Raw genomic sequence first — 14,486 nt, 5'->3', positions numbered from 1 at the left:
ACTCCCTCCCCGCCGGAAAGCGGCCTCCCGCAGCGGAACGAAACATCTCTGTATGTCACTAACACCCCAATAGAAAGATTATTTAGAAAAATTATACCAATCTATCCCATTTAACTCAACACCGAACCACTCACTTGCTTTTTGGTTTTAATACCGAAGAGTCCCGTATAAACCAAGGCCATACCGATCATGACAAGCGCACCCATGTAGACCGACATCATGGTCGGGATCAGGAAAGCACCGAGTATGATGGTGGAGCGGGCGATAAGGTCGGCTCCGCTGAATGACAGGTTCGAGAAAGCGGAGTAAGAGCCACGCTTATCTTCAGGAATCATATTCGCCTGCTCGGCATTCCGGATCGGTGAATAAATCAGCTCTCCGATTGTCGCAATCAGATTGAACAGGATCAGGACATACCATGTGTTTGCAGATGTGACCACTGCATAACCCAATCCGTAAATCAGAAGACCGATCAGAATACCCTTCTGCTTCGAAACCTTATCCGTCCAACGGTTGATGAAGAAAGTCAAGCAGACAACAAGGAGCATGTTCTCGATATTCAGGAAACTGAGCATCCTCACCCCTGCAATTTCGAACCCGCCGACCGTGACGCTCCTGAACTCTTCAGCAAGACGGATGCCGATATAGCTGTTCAGTGAAAACTCTGCAGCCAAGATGAAGGTGGTGCCTGCGACCACTTTTACGAACGCAGAATCTTTGAACGCAATCCGATAATTGTTGATGAGGTCGACCAGGACATTCTTGTGCTTTTTTTCCAAGAACCCTTTGAACTCGTCCTTCAGCCAGATGCCATAAGCGATGGGGATGATGGTTGAAGTGACGGTCAGCATGATGAACAGTTCCTGCTTATGATGAAGGTATAGCAGGCCTCCAAGGGCGGCGCCGATTGCCATGGATAGGTTGATGAGCCAGTAGTCGAGTGCATAGACCGCCTTCCGGTTTTCAGGAGTCGTTGAATCGATGATGATGGCATGCATGGCGGGCCTTCCGAGACTGCTCGTGATGATGAATAAGATGTAGGCTCCTGCGAATACGATGATCCACTTCTCTTCAGGGAAGAGGCTGACGGTCATAAGCAGGAAGCAGGCTGCATTCAGCCACGATGTCACGAGGAGCACACGTTTACGCGGGAAGCGGTCAGACACGTATCCACCGATCAGATTGACGATGAAGCCGATGATGACGGTGGAGATGAGAAACATCCCTGCCCATACTTTACTCATTTCTGTAGCGAAAAATAGAGCCATGAACGGCATGACGGCCGATGAAACGGCACGATTGAAAAACGAGGCAATCATCCGTACCTTAATATTCTGTGGATATTCCTTCCAACCCATATTGTCCCCTCCTCTTCTTTCTTGTATAGTAAACAAGACAGAGAAAGTTAAAAACGGACAGTTTTCTACCCACATGTCCCCTTTTAAGGAGGAAACCGATGAATCAGCTCTTATTGAAGCTATGGAGGGCCTGCCCCACGGGGGAAGTCCGCGTAGAAAAAGTAGCAGATATTCTCGAACTTAGCCGCAAGCAAACGACGAGGAAGATGAAAAAATGGGAAGAAGACGGTTTCCTGACGTTTTCTCCGGGTAAAGGACGTGGACATCTTTCACAAATCGAGTGGAAAGTGAATGTGGAAGAGAGCTTTGAAAAGGAAGCCATGAATCGAATGGAGCATGAACCGATGGAAAGCTTATCGGCATACTTCGCGTACGACTGGTCACCGGATACAAGGCACCGCCTCATGGATCTATTCGCGGCAAGATTCGGGTATAGCCGGGAAGGGCGCGACAAGCTTATCATCCCAAGGAGGCATCTGTTCCGTTCCTTCCATCCCCTGGAGGCCGCCGATGCCCAAAGTGCGCATCTCGTCGCCAATCTCTATAACCGTCTCGTATCCATTACAGAAATGGGAGAATGCCTGCCGGAGCTCGCACACAGTTGGGATGAGCTTCCGGATAGACTTCGTCTTTATCTGAGGAAGGACGTACGATTCCATGATGGATCGACTATGAAAGCAGAGGATGTCCAGCGCTGCCTCGAAAAAATGGGCAAGCATCCCATCTACCGGGAATTATGGATTCCTGTGGAAGATATCACGATTCCCGGACCTCTCATCATCGAGATCCACCATCCCGCAGGATGCTCCTATGTGTTGCAGATGCTGAGCATGATGTGCGCAAGCATCTATAAGGAGACCGCAGAGGGACCTGTCGGGACTGGATGTTTTTATCTCGGTGAAGATACGTTGGATAAGACCGTTCTTCTTGCTTTCAGGGATCATTTCAGGGAACGGCCGCTCCTCGACTCTGTGGAATTCGTCAAGGTGGAGCCGGACTTCCCTGTCCACTACCAGTCTCAAACGGAGGATCCTGCATCCATTGAAGTCGAGAGTGATTCCGGCTTTGGCATCGTTGTCATGAACGCTTACAGGGATTCCCCCATCCACCACAAGGATGTCAGGACCTACCTTCATCACATATTGGCGAGGCATCGTGACCGGATCGTGGATTTCCATCCCAGGATTACGCCGATTCGAGGCGGCTGTCTGAAAGGACACGAAGTGAATCCTGATCTACCACAAGTTCCACGTCCTGATTTCAAATCTCCTCTGATCATCAGGGCAACAGGCTATACAACAGACTCCACCCGCTGGCTTCAGCAGGTATTCGATGAGGAAGGAGTACCCTATGAGGTGCGCTGGTTCACTTTTGACGAGGTGGTGACCAATCATCCACGGGCATTGGAGTCGGATCTTTTTATCCACGGTGAGATCTTCGAAGAAAATGAGGATCTTTCTTTCTATCATTTTCTTATCAATGGATACTCCCCACTCCATCCTGTTCTAAAGCCTCTTGAAGAATGGAAGGAGAGATTGGACTTATACCGCCAAACCCCTTTCACGGAATGGAGGGCCCTTCATGAAGAGAATGAGAGGAAGCTCATGGAAGATTCCCTCATGATCCCACTCTATCATGTGAAGCGGGCGATCCCTTTTTCGACGGATCTTATGAATATCCACATCCGGCATTTCGGGTATGTGGACTTCTCCAAGATGTGGGTACGCCCCGGTGCAGAGGCTTGATTGTTTCCAGAAACATAGCATTTTCCACCCCCAGGAAAACGTGATAGATTGGACATACACTATCTAAATAGGAGCGATGAAACGTGAGAGCACTACTTATCACCCTCCCCCTTGCCTCCCTCCTCTTCACCGGAGGCTGCGGCATCTTCAAAGAAGGGGAAGAACCGGCGGAACCGATCATAGAACAGCAGCTCCAGGAAGCCGAAGGGGTATTGTTCTATGAAAACCCGAAAGAGAAAAAAGCCCTCATCGTGGATGAATCATTTGATGAAAACGATTTGGACCTTCCATTAAAGGAACTCAAGAAAAAGTATGATCTATGGTATATCACGATTAAAGAGCCTGTGATGCTAAAAGATCTGCCTTCTGGCTCACATGTGAAGATCCGCTATCAGGAGATGCTAGGATCTGATCCGAAAGCGACCGTAGCCGAGGAAATTGAGGTCGTTCCTGGCTCTTGAGAACACTCTTTTACCCATTACAGTACTGTTTGGATTAGACAAAATTATTAATAAGGAAGGGTTCCATGATGGTTTCTATTCAACTGAGGGAACTGCGCCAAACGGACTGGCAGGCGGTGCACCGGTACGCTTCCTTGGAAATCGTCAGCCGGTATCAGCCTTGGGGACCGAACAGCGAGGAAGAGACCCGGCAGTATGTGGATGAGGTTCTGCGGGATGCAGCGAAGAAAGACCGGACGCGTTTTACCTTTGCCGTCATTCTGGAAGGTGAGCTGATCGGATGCGGGGAGCTTACCATTTGTGACCGCTCCAACCTTACTGGGGAAATCGGCTATATCCTCCACCCCGAGCACTGGGGGAAAGGGATTGCGACCCTCCTGGCCAAGAAGCTATTGAACATCGCCTTCCACGAACATGGTCTGCACCGAATTCAAGCCACCTGTGATCCGGCCAATGCCGGCTCCATCAGGGTGTTGGAGAAATGCGGAATGACACGTGAGGGCAGAATAAGGGATCACCTTAAGATGAATGACGGATGGCGGGATTCACTTCTATTCGGCAAGCTGGAGCACGAATAAGGCTGCGCACCCATGGGTGCACAGCCTTTTATTCTTCTATACGATCAATCGATCCGCTGCCTTCTCATCCACTGGGTAGCGGCCCATTTGTCACCGATGATGACGGGGCCCCCACCGTGAAGGGTCATGTCATTGAGCTCCTGGTTATCATAAAAGTACTCGAAGTAGACCGCCATCCCTTTTTGCGGGGACACGGAAAGGTTCAGTTTAGGAAAATACGTTTCTCCCCCTTGTTCCACATCGTTCAAATACATCACAAGGGTACTGATCCGAGGGTTCTTCACCGGTCTTGATGAAGAGAAAAAGTCAAAGTGGGCCTTGTATTCCTGGCCGATTTGATAATTGAGGATCTGTAATCCTTCTCCGTGGCTTTCAGGGATGTTCATGATCTGGGACACGCGTCTTGACACCCGTGAGACCACTTCATTCTCCCCTTCTTCAAGGAACGTACTGCTGCTCGTGCGGATTTGATCCACTTCACGGACCTTCCCGATCTTGGACCTGTCCATCCGGTCCTTCGATACGTTGATGAGTTCATCGCATTCTTCATGGCTCAGGACGTTCCCGAGGATGACGACAAGCGGCTCTTCTACTCTGGCAATAATGGAAATCTCCCTGTCTTCTGTTACGATCTTATTCCCTACATGAGGGAAGATCGTCTGTTCTTTAACCCCTATTTCCTTTGTGTGCATGATCATCGTTCTCCCTATTCAAATTTCACAAAGACGGCACGCCGCTTTACTTAAAAGCGCTTTCAATCCCAAGTTGAAAGCAGGCCTCGATTCCCTCTGTACAAGAGGGTAGAGATTAACTTTATTTTACTTCTATCGAAAGATTATGACTATGGTTTTCTTTTAAATATAATGTCGGTTTCCGGAGATTGCTCATGAAGTTGTAACATTTCCGATTTAAAAAAGCATGGGGGACCCATGCTCATTCTTTACACTCACCACTCCACTCGCCAAACCATCCGCCTTCTTTTTCAATACTCGGTAATTTGTCGCTGCTGTAACAAGCATCGGCGAAGGCATCTATTTCCTTATGGACCGTATAACTGTGGAAAAAGGCATTTCCCATGAAAAAGAAGATACCCATGGAAAGGACCAATACCCATTTCTTATCCATTCTCCACTTAGTTGATTCGATCACAACCATCCCCTTAATTATGGATATTTATCCCATTGTAACATAATGGTACCGCCTCGGAAACATTATCTTCCATCTGCCACGATGTGAATATCCATGTTGGAGGACTCCCTCATGATGCGATTGATGATGGACCCTTTGCGGATTTCCTCCCAACGCGACCGTGCGGATTGGCCTAGCAGGATCTGGGTGACGTTGTGTCGGAAGGCTACATCTATAATGACGGTCGCTGCGTGTCGTTTCCCTCCATCTTCCACGATCATGATGGCTCCGAATTGATTGGCAAGGGTATGCCACTCCTCGATTTTCTTTTTCTGTTGTGGCGAGAGGGTACTGGCTTCAACGACTGTGAGGATGACCAATTCTGCCTTTAAACGATCCGCCATCCTCCAGCCCCTTCTGATGAGTTTTTCTGCTGTCGGACCATAGTGAACGCAGACCAGGATCCGTTCATGGACGCCGGTCGGAGCGCTCCCCCCTTTCATCCTTCCGTCCACATCATCTGCAAGCTCTCGAAGAGACAGTTCTCTCAGTGCTGATAGATTAGAAGAAGTAAAGAAGTGCGACAGGCTTTGTTCGATTTTCTGCAGGGGATAGATCCTGCCTTCCTTCATGCGCTTCCTGAGCGTCTCAGGCGTGATATCGATAAGCTGGATTTCCGCCGCCTGCTGAATGAAGGTGTCCGGCACCCTCTCCCGGACCGTGATGCCTGTGATCCTCTGAACGATGTCGTTCACACTTTCAAGATGCTGTATGTTCATGGCGGACCATACATCGATCCCTGCCTGAAGGATTTCTTCCACATCCTGATACCGTTTCACATGCCTCGCACCCGGGACGTTCGAATGAGCCAACTCATCGATGAGGACGATTTCCGGCTTACGCTCCTTGATCCGGGTGACGTCCAGTTCGTGGAACACTTTCCCTTTATAATGTACTTGCTTAAGCGGTACCTGCTCCAGGCCCCCGATGACGTCAGCCGTTTCCTTGCGGCCATGGGTTTCGATAAGGCCGATGACTACATCCCTTCCGTCCTGCCTCCACTGGGCAGCATCCTGGAGCATCTTGAACGTCTTCCCCACACCGGGTGCGGCTCCCACATAAAGCTTCAATCTTCCCAGGGTGGAGCGGTGGATCTCCTCAAGGAATTCCTCCGGTCTCTTCTTCCTGAAATATGGATTCATACGCTTCCCTCCATCAGGATGGTCATTCCTTTTTCAATGCCAGGTTCAACAAGAGCACGTTCACCCTCCTCTCTCCCAGGAACCCCCACTCTTTTCCTTCTGTGTGATCATCTATCAGCTCTTTAAGCCTGCTTTTGGATATGGATGTAGCTTCCGCGATGCGATCAACCTGGGCCAGGGCAGCTTCCGGACTGATATGGGGGTCAAGGCCCGATCCGGAATCGGTCATAAGATCCATCGGGACCTGATTGAGCGGCACGCCTGGATTTTCCTTTTTCCATTCTTGCAGGGTCCCCTCTACCCGCTTGATCAGTTCCGGATTGGAAGGAGCATAGTTGTTGGAGCCCGATGCGGCTGCATCATATTCAATAGCCGATACCCGGCCGTGAAACAATGCGGGATCTTGAACGTTTTGGCCGATGAGCGCAGAGCCCACCGGGTGGCCGTTTTCATAAATCAGGCTTCCATTCGCCCTTTCAGGCATCAAGAGTTGGGAAATCCCCGTCGTAGCAAGGGGATAGAGAAGCCCCCCAAGGATCATCGTCATGATGCTGACCCGTATGATCGGGCCAGCCAATCGTTGTTCTACCATTTTTCACGCCTTCTTCCGAATAGATTAGATTACGAGGGACATCATCAAGTCGATTACTTTTATTCCGGCAAATGGGGCCAGCATCCCACCGATTCCATAGATCAGCAGATTCCGTCTTAAAAGGATATCCGAGCGCACCGGCTTATACGCCACCCCTTTCATGGCCAAGGGCACGAGAAGGGGAATAATGATGGCATTGAAGATCAGGGCTGACAGGATGGCTGTGACGGGAGACGATAGCTTCATGATATTCAGTGCTTCCATCTCCGGGATGGCCGTCATGAACATGGCCGGGATGATGGCAAAATATTTGGCCACATCATTGGCGATGCTGAAGGTCGTCAAGGCTCCCCTTGTCATGAGCAGCTGTTTGCCGATGGATACCACCTCGATGATCTTCGTCGGGTCAGAGTCCAGATCCACCATATTGGCCGCTTCTTTCGCCGCTGTGGTCCCGCTGTTCATGGCGAGTCCGACATCGGCCTGGGCGAGGGCAGGCGCATCATTCGTCCCGTCCCCGGTCATGGCGACCAACTTGCCCTGTGACTGTTCAAACCGGATCACCTCGATCTTATCTTCCGGTTTACACTCGGCAATGAACTCATCCACTCCCGCTTCCCTGGCGATCGTTGCCGCCGTCAGCGGGTTATCACCCGTACACATCACAGTCTTGATCCCCATCTTCCTCAGCTGATCGAATCGCTCCTTCATACCGGGCTTCACCGTATCTTTCAAATAGATCAGTCCGTAAATCCGATCATCCATGGCAACGGCAAGGGGAGTCCCCCCTTCCCCGGCTATGGCTGTCGATTTCGCCTCCAAATCGGCTGGGATGGATCCACCTTGGGATTTCACCCAGGCCTTCACCGCATCGACGGCTCCTTTTCTTACCCTACGGCCGTCAGGAAGATCCAACCCGCTCATCCTCGTCTCAGCCTTGAAGTCGATGAATGTACCACCTGTGACCTCGGGAAGGACGACTCCTCTTCCCTTCAAGAGCTCCAGCACCGACCGTCCCTCTGGCGTCTCATCTTTCAGGGAACTCATTCCTGCCCAGTAAGGAAGCTCTTCTTCCCCTTCCCCAGTCGGAATGATATCACTTGCCATCCGGTTCCCGAATGTGATCGTCCCTGTTTTATCAAGGATGATGGTGTTGATATCCCCGGCTGCTTCCACCGCCTTTCCGGACATGGCCAGCACATTGAACTGTGTGACCCGGTCCATCCCGGCGATTCCGATGGCCGATAACAGCCCGCCGATCGTCGTCGGGATCAGGCATACGAGCAGGGCAATGAGGACTGCGGTATCTATCTGGAACCCAAGGTAGTTCGTGAAGAACGGGAGGGTCATCACCACGAACAGGAAGATCAATGTCAAACTGGTCAGGACGGTATTCAAGGCAATTTCATTTGGTGTCTTTTGACGCTCGGCCCCTTCTACAAGGGAAATCATCCGGTCCAGGAAGGATTCTCCCGGGTTGCTCGTAATCCGGATGGTGATGCTATCACTGACGACCCTCGTTCCTCCCGTTACGGAGTTGAAGTCCCCGCCTGCTTCCTTCATCACGGGAGCTGACTCCCCGGTAATGGCGGATTCATCCACCGATGCGATGCCTTTGATCACTTCTCCGTCCCCAGGTATCCATTCCCCTTGGGATACAATGACAATATCGTCGACTTTCAGTTTGTCAGAAGGCATGTGGCGGATCGATCCGTCCTTCATCCTGACGTTAGCGATCATCTCCTGCTTGGACTTCTTCAATGCCCCGGCCTGGGCCTTCCCCCTCCCTTCGGCCAACGCCTCGGCAAAGTTGGCGAACAAAACCGTAAAAAGCAGGATGAGTGCGACCGAGAGAGAGAACCATGTTCCCGTCCCTCCTGGGCTTTGTGGTAAAAACACCTGGATGAAGGAAATGAAGAACCCAAATTCCACTACGAACATGATGGGATTCTTGACCATCCTTCTAGGGTCCAGCTTCATGATTGATTCTTTCAGTGCGTTCCATAGTAACGATGAGTCCTTGCTATTCTTATCAACAGAAGGCGACGGCACCTCTCTTACCGGTGAGATGATGTCCTCCTCCTGATCCTTCAACAAATGGTTTCCCATTTCTTATCCCTCCAGCTTATAGTGTTAAATATTCTGCAACAGGTCCCAGCACGAGGACCGGGAAGAACGTCAGCGCTCCCACGATCATGATCGTCCCCACGAAGATGGTGCCGAATAGGGGAGAATCTGTACGGAAGGTTCCGATGCTTTCCGGAACAAGCCGCTTCTTGGCCAGGGATGCAGCGACAGCGAGCATGGTAATGACTCCGAAGTACCGCCCGATGAACATGACGATCCCCGTGGAAATGTTCCAAAATGGCGTGGCATCCCCCAGGCCTTCAAACCCTGATCCATTGTTGGCTGCAGACGACGTGAATTCATACATGACTTGCGTCAGTCCGTGGAACCCTTGATTGGAGATGGCATCCGTCCCTGCATGGACATAAAGGGCGATGGCCGATGCACCAAGTATGAGGAGCGGTTGGATCAGCATGGTGACGGCTATGAGCTTCATCTCGCGGGCTTCGATCTTCTTACCAAGAAACTCCGGAGTCCTGCCGATCATCAATCCCGATAGGAAAACGGCGATCAGGACATACATGATGACATTGAGGAACCCGGCACCCACACCACCGAATACGGCATTGAGGAGCATATTGGACAGAGTCAGCATCCCGCTCAAAGGCGTAAGCGTATCATGCATGGTATTGACCGCACCCGTCTCTGAAGCCGTCGTCACCATGGCATACAGGATCGACTCCCCGGGACCAAACCGGACTTCCTTCCCTTCCATGCTCGCCCCATTGATTCCGAGAGCATTCAATGCCGGGTTTCCATGCGATTCCGCCACCATTGACAGGGAGAGCATGACAACGAACATCATCATCATCGAGACGAATAAGAGGCGTCCTTGCTTCTCATTCCCGATCATCCTTCCATACGCGAAGGGAATCGCCGTAGGCAGAAGGAACATCAAAACGATCTGGAGCATATTGCTGAACGACCCCGGATTCTCAAACGGATGAGCCGAGTTGACTCCAAAGAATCCACCACCGTTGTTCCCGAGCTCCTTGATCGATAAGAATGAGCCTACGGGACCCCGTGCTATCTCCTGACTCCCACCATCCACGGTCTGCACGGTAACAGATGGTGAAAGCGTCTGTGGTACCCCAAGGGCCACGAAGATCAAGCCGGTGATGAACGCTAGGGGCAATAGCACCCTGGTGATGGAACGGATGAAATCAACGAAGAAATTCCCCGCCCCCTTTCCGGCTAACAACCGGATAAAGGCCATCACCCCGCTCAACGCGGTTGCAGGTGCAGCGAACATCATGAAGAGAACGCCCGCCATCTGGGCGAGATACGACAAACCGGTTTCACCGCTGTAGTGTTGAAGATTGGTATTCGTCATGAAGCTGATGGCCGTATTGAAAGCAAGGGACGCATCCATCCCTTTGATCCCTGCCGGATTCAGGGGAAGTACCCCCTGAAGTCTGAAAACCAGGTACACGAGCGCGATCATGAATACGTTCGTCAGAAGCAGGGAAGCTGCATACCTCTTCCAAGTCTGATTGATCGCCCGGACACCGCCGAGCCGGAAGAGGATGTTCTCTGCCGGGAGGAATACCCGGTCAAGGCGCGTCCGCTCCGTATTGAATGCCTGTGCTAGATAGAGCCCTACAGGCTTTGCCAATAGAATGACAATGAACATGATAAGTACAACTGAACCAATCGTGGAAACCACTTTCCTTCACCCCATATCAAAATTTCTCTGGATTTAGCAACACATAACACAGATAGAACACCAGGATCAGAGCGATCGCCAACATCATCATTTCTCTTCATCCTTTCCCTGTTCCACAATGGACCCGGACCATTTCAATAGTCCTGCCATCGCCAAGGTAAGTACGCCCGTGATGACCATCATCCACACATCCCCCATCTTGATTCCTCCTTTACTTTTTGGCCCAGACCGAACAAAATAGACCAACGCACACTTCTTCCCCATGTGAAAATCATGAACATGATCTTCATAGAATTGGAGAAAAAGCACACATTGGTCTACTTAATGCCCAGCAGGCTTCATGCCTTCTTTGCATTCTGTCTTCCACGTATTCTTTTTCGTATAGGCATAATAAAAAGACCTACATACACAGGCTGCCCCTCACGTCACAGATGTCTGCAACAAGAGATGCCCCCTGATTAAGGCGGTCTTGTGGACCTCCTTCGCTTTAGCCGACGAAGTTAGCTGACGGGTAGGATGGCGAAAGAGTTTTCTCATCCCTTCTACACAGTAGAATTAACCCCAAAAAATTGGTTCCTCCGCTCTCATTCGAGATTAGGCCGGTTGATGCTGTTGTTTATGAAATTGATATTACTCCGAGTTCATTCCGTTGTAAACGAGGAAAAACCCGATAAAACAGTCATATTCAATCAAAATATTATAAATAACTTCAATTTACTACCCAATACTCACTCAATCTTATTATTTCTATTACTTCAATACAAAAAAATAGGATTGACATCCCCTACCTTATGGACGTACGATTGTCGTTGAAAAGACGTACGCGGAATTCAGGAGGATCTTATGGCAACGAAAAAACGATTAGAGGCCGAGCTGAGCGAAGCCTTCATCAAGCTCCAAAGGGAATTGATCGGGAGGGGACCACAGGAAACGAGGACCTACATCGTCGAAGATATGGTGATCGCACGGTTCAAGGGCGTCCTCACCGTAGAAGAAAAGCATCTGGTGGAACATGATAATGGACGGAAGCTCGTGAAGCAGATGAGGCAGATCCTCCGGGAGATGTACGGGGAAAAATTCGAAGCCGTCGTGGAAAAGCTGACGAACTGCCACGTCCTTACAAGTCATAGCGATATCAGCACCAGGTCCGGTGAAAGGATCGAAGTGTTCGTCCTTGACCGGAATCTCGAGAAGGAACTGACTCAATAAAAAAAAGCCGCAGGGAGCGATCCCTGCGGCTGATTCTGCGTTATTGGTTACCTTGCTTGACCCAGCCAGCGACGGTGACGGTACGTTTTGCCTGATGCTTCACGGCAGGCTCAACGTTTTCGACCATATTGCCTTCCTGGTCGACGGTCACACTCGTTCCGTATGGGTTTCCTCCTGTTGTAAAGAGAACAGGATCTGTGTATCCAGGTGATGCCACGATCGCTCCCCAGTGGTGCATCGTCGTGTATAGAGACAGAATGGTTTGCTCCTGGCCTCCGTGTGGATTCTGGGCTGACGTCATAGCACTGACCACTTTGTTGGCAAGCTTGCCGTTGAACCAAAGTCCGCCTGTTGTATCGATGAACTGTTTCACCTGTCCAGGCACGTTTCCGAAGCGGGTCGGGATGCTGAAGATGATGGCGTCGGCCCATTCAAGATCGGCAAGCGTCACTTCCGGAACATCTTTCGTTGCCTTCACATGTGCTTTCCAAGCTGGATTGGATTCAATGGCACCTTGTGGCGCTGTTTCAGGCACCTTCAGTACTTTCACTTCTGCGCCGGCTTCCTTCGCCCCTTCTTCTGCCCATTGGGCCATCTTGTAGTTGGTACCTGTTGAACTATAATAAATTACTGCTACTTTTACGTTTTCCATCGTTGTTTCCTCCTTTTGTTGTGTTCCGAATAGTTTACTGAAAAATCCCATGTTCATTCTCCTCTGACTCTAGATGTGCTTCCTTCAGTCCGGCCGTTTGATCGTGAAGGTCTCACCGACCTTGGCATAGTCATTCCCCGCCAGACGGCTGACGGCCTGGAGCTTCTCCTTATCGATACGGCCGTTTTCATACAGGTCCTCACGGATATGGAACTTCACGATCCGACCGATGACAAGATCGGCTCCCCCGGCAGTGACGATCTGCTCCAGCACGCATTCCATCCGTACTTTCGCTTCCTCTACACCCGGTACCCCCACCACCTCACTCTGGATCGGGGTTAATCCGGCAAGCTCCACTTCACTCTCATCCGGCTTCAAGCTGGCGGCCGTTTCATTGATCTTGCTTACGTTGCCTTCATCCACGATGTGGACGACAAATTCCTTTGTTTGTGCGATATTCCTTGATGTATCCTTCTGTTCACCCGCTTTGCGTTGGACGGCAATGGAAACCATCGGCGGGTCCGCCGAAACGACATTGAAGAAGGAAAATGGTGCTCCGTTCACCGTTCCCGACGGCGACTGGGATGTCACGAATGCAATCGGCCTCGGGATGATGCTTCCGATGAGGAACTTGTAGTTATCCTTGGCCGATAGCTGCGATGGATCAATGGAAATCAATGAAATCACTCCCCGATTAGTCTAGCTCTTTCACTTCGATCGGGATCAGGGCCTGCTCGATCCTATCCCGATGTCCCTCATACTGCTCCGGCAGCATGAGCTTCTCTCCCATTGTTTCCACCGTTTCATCATGCGCAAACCCTGGTGGGTCCGTCGCGATCTCAAAGAGGATTTCTCCATGCTCACGGAAGTAGATCGCGTTGAAGTAGTTTCGGTCCTTCACTTCAGTGACGCCATAGCCGCTTTCGCCGACAAGGCGCTGCCATTGGAGCTGGTCTTGGTCATCTTCCGCCCGCCATGCGATATGGTGGACCGTCCCCACTCCAGAGCGTCCCCGGCCGACGGAGGTTTTCTTCACATCGATGAGGTTTCCGATGTCAGCCGTAGATCGGAAGCGGATATAGTCTCCTTCCTCGCCTACCTTCTCAAGACCCATCACCTGCTCCAGCAATTCAGCCGTTTTTTCAGGGCGTGCAGATAGAAGGATGGCTCCACCGAACCCTTTGATGGCGACGTCGGAAGATACCCCTCCGAACGACCAGCCGTTGTTCTCCCCGCCTTCTCGCTCCACGATTTCCAGATGAAGGCCGTGTGGATCATCGAACGTCAGATACGTTTCGCCGAAACGCTGTGATTCTTTTGCCTCAATGTTGAACGTCTCCAGGCGCTCTTTCCAAAATGCCAGGCTTCCTGCTGGTACGGCATAGGTGGTGACACCCACTTGCCCATCGCCGATCACTCCTTGGCGTGCTCCTGCCCATGGGAAGAAGGTGATGATGGTTCCTGGACTTCCGCCTTCATCTCCGAAGTAAAGATGATAGGTGCCCGGGTCGTCGAAGTTGACGGTTTGTTTGACGAGGCGAAGGCCCAGGACGCCTGCGTAGAAGTCGATGTTTTCCTGTGGATGGCCGACGATGGCGGTGATGTGGTGGATTCCAGCTGTTCGTTTTTGCATGGTGGATCTCTCCTTTGGTTCGGAATGGTTTATATGAATTTTTTTGTTGTGAAGTTCATGGTGGATAGATTCGTCCGTTCGTGTTCGCTGCGGGGTGCCGCTTTCCGCGGGGCGGGCGGTGAGCCGCATCGGCTG

Annotated in this window: 15 protein-coding genes and 1 riboswitch; of the genes, 4 read left to right on the top strand and 11 right to left on the bottom strand. The window is 51.0% G+C overall.

Features of this window, described 5'->3' with window-relative positions; all coding sequences use genetic code 11:
* Positions 1 to 110 precede the first annotated feature (110 nt).
* Entirely contained in the window at positions 111 to 1,358 is a 1,248-nt protein-coding gene (locus ACNA6I_RS18045) for an MDR family MFS transporter (RefSeq protein ID WP_048014564.1), read from the bottom strand.
* Positions 1,359 to 1,456: 98 nt separating this feature from the next.
* Between ACNA6I_RS18045 and ACNA6I_RS18040 the strand changes: the two genes are divergently transcribed.
* The 3 genes from ACNA6I_RS18040 (at position 1,457) to ACNA6I_RS18030 (ending at position 4,142) form a co-directional block, all read left to right on the top strand.
* Complete coding sequence (locus ACNA6I_RS18040; RefSeq protein WP_416313921.1) at positions 1,457 to 3,103, top strand: ABC transporter substrate-binding protein; 1,647 nt, start codon at positions 1,457 to 1,459, stop codon at positions 3,101 to 3,103.
* An 83-nt stretch (positions 3,104 to 3,186) separates the two neighbouring features.
* The gene (locus ACNA6I_RS18035; protein ID WP_063190451.1) at positions 3,187 to 3,564 is read left to right on the top strand and encodes a DUF3221 domain-containing protein; all 378 of its coding nucleotides are present in this window, start codon (positions 3,187 to 3,189) and stop codon (positions 3,562 to 3,564) included.
* Positions 3,565 to 3,629: 65 nt separating this feature from the next.
* Positions 3,630 to 4,142: a GNAT family N-acetyltransferase gene (locus tag ACNA6I_RS18030; RefSeq protein WP_063190452.1), complete on the top strand. Its 513-nt coding sequence runs from the start codon at positions 3,630 to 3,632 to the stop codon at positions 4,140 to 4,142.
* A gap of 44 nt (positions 4,143 to 4,186) precedes the next feature.
* On the opposite strand, the gene ACNA6I_RS18025 is transcribed toward ACNA6I_RS18030, so the two are convergent.
* From ACNA6I_RS18025 to kdpF, 7 genes are all read right to left on the bottom strand, one after another.
* Positions 4,187 to 4,834 (bottom strand): prolyl hydroxylase family protein, encoded by a 648-nt coding sequence (locus ACNA6I_RS18025; protein WP_152915683.1) that lies wholly within the window; start codon positions 4,832 to 4,834, stop codon positions 4,187 to 4,189.
* A gap of 241 nt (positions 4,835 to 5,075) precedes the next feature.
* Positions 5,076 to 5,267: a hypothetical protein gene (locus ACNA6I_RS18020; RefSeq protein WP_197470312.1), complete on the bottom strand. Its 192-nt coding sequence runs from the start codon at positions 5,265 to 5,267 to the stop codon at positions 5,076 to 5,078.
* An 86-nt stretch (positions 5,268 to 5,353) separates the two neighbouring features.
* Positions 5,354 to 6,472, bottom strand: coding sequence for a KdpD-like non-kinase potassium sensor (kdpDN, locus tag ACNA6I_RS18015; RefSeq protein WP_416313920.1), 1,119 nt, complete (start codon positions 6,470 to 6,472; stop codon positions 5,354 to 5,356).
* A 22-nt stretch (positions 6,473 to 6,494) separates the two neighbouring features.
* The gene (kdpC, locus tag ACNA6I_RS18010) at positions 6,495 to 7,064 is read right to left on the bottom strand and encodes a potassium-transporting ATPase subunit KdpC (RefSeq protein WP_063190455.1); all 570 of its coding nucleotides are present in this window, start codon (positions 7,062 to 7,064) and stop codon (positions 6,495 to 6,497) included.
* A gap of 24 nt (positions 7,065 to 7,088) precedes the next feature.
* Positions 7,089 to 9,173: a potassium-transporting ATPase subunit KdpB gene (gene kdpB / locus ACNA6I_RS18005; protein ID WP_416313919.1), complete on the bottom strand. Its 2,085-nt coding sequence runs from the start codon at positions 9,171 to 9,173 to the stop codon at positions 7,089 to 7,091.
* 16 nt (positions 9,174 to 9,189) lie between these two features.
* Entirely contained in the window at positions 9,190 to 10,824 is a 1,635-nt protein-coding gene (gene kdpA / locus ACNA6I_RS18000; protein ID WP_416313918.1) for a potassium-transporting ATPase subunit KdpA, read from the bottom strand.
* Positions 10,825 to 10,873: 49 nt separating this feature from the next.
* Positions 10,874 to 10,942: a K(+)-transporting ATPase subunit F gene (gene kdpF / locus ACNA6I_RS17995; RefSeq protein WP_367259033.1), complete on the bottom strand. Its 69-nt coding sequence runs from the start codon at positions 10,940 to 10,942 to the stop codon at positions 10,874 to 10,876.
* 389 nt (positions 10,943 to 11,331) lie between these two features.
* A riboswitch (cyclic di-AMP (ydaO/yuaA leader) is annotated at positions 11,332 to 11,468 on the bottom strand.
* Between the two features lie 232 nt (positions 11,469 to 11,700).
* Between kdpF and ACNA6I_RS17990 the strand changes: the two genes are divergently transcribed.
* Complete coding sequence (locus ACNA6I_RS17990; protein ID WP_048007155.1) at positions 11,701 to 12,066, top strand: DUF2294 domain-containing protein; 366 nt, start codon at positions 11,701 to 11,703, stop codon at positions 12,064 to 12,066.
* A 40-nt stretch (positions 12,067 to 12,106) separates the two neighbouring features.
* Here the strand turns inward: ACNA6I_RS17990 and wrbA are convergent, their stop codons facing one another.
* The 3 genes from wrbA to ACNA6I_RS17975 are packed head-to-tail and all read right to left on the bottom strand — an operon-like array spanning position 12,107 to position 14,351.
* Complete coding sequence (wrbA, locus tag ACNA6I_RS17985) at positions 12,107 to 12,769, bottom strand: NAD(P)H:quinone oxidoreductase (RefSeq protein WP_416313917.1); 663 nt, start codon at positions 12,767 to 12,769, stop codon at positions 12,107 to 12,109.
* Positions 12,770 to 12,802: 33 nt separating this feature from the next.
* Positions 12,803 to 13,396 (bottom strand): flavin reductase family protein, encoded by a 594-nt coding sequence (locus ACNA6I_RS17980; RefSeq protein ID WP_159130385.1) that lies wholly within the window; start codon positions 13,394 to 13,396, stop codon positions 12,803 to 12,805.
* A gap of 16 nt (positions 13,397 to 13,412) precedes the next feature.
* Entirely contained in the window at positions 13,413 to 14,351 is a 939-nt protein-coding gene (locus ACNA6I_RS17975) for a ring-cleaving dioxygenase (protein ID WP_048014560.1), read from the bottom strand.
* Positions 14,352 to 14,486 lie beyond the last annotated feature (135 nt).

The organism is Rossellomorea sp. FS2 (assembly GCF_047915635.1).
GTDB lineage: Bacteria > Bacillota > Bacilli > Bacillales > Bacillaceae_B > Rossellomorea > Rossellomorea marisflavi_A.
This window is presented reverse-complemented; position numbering and strand designations above follow the sequence as displayed.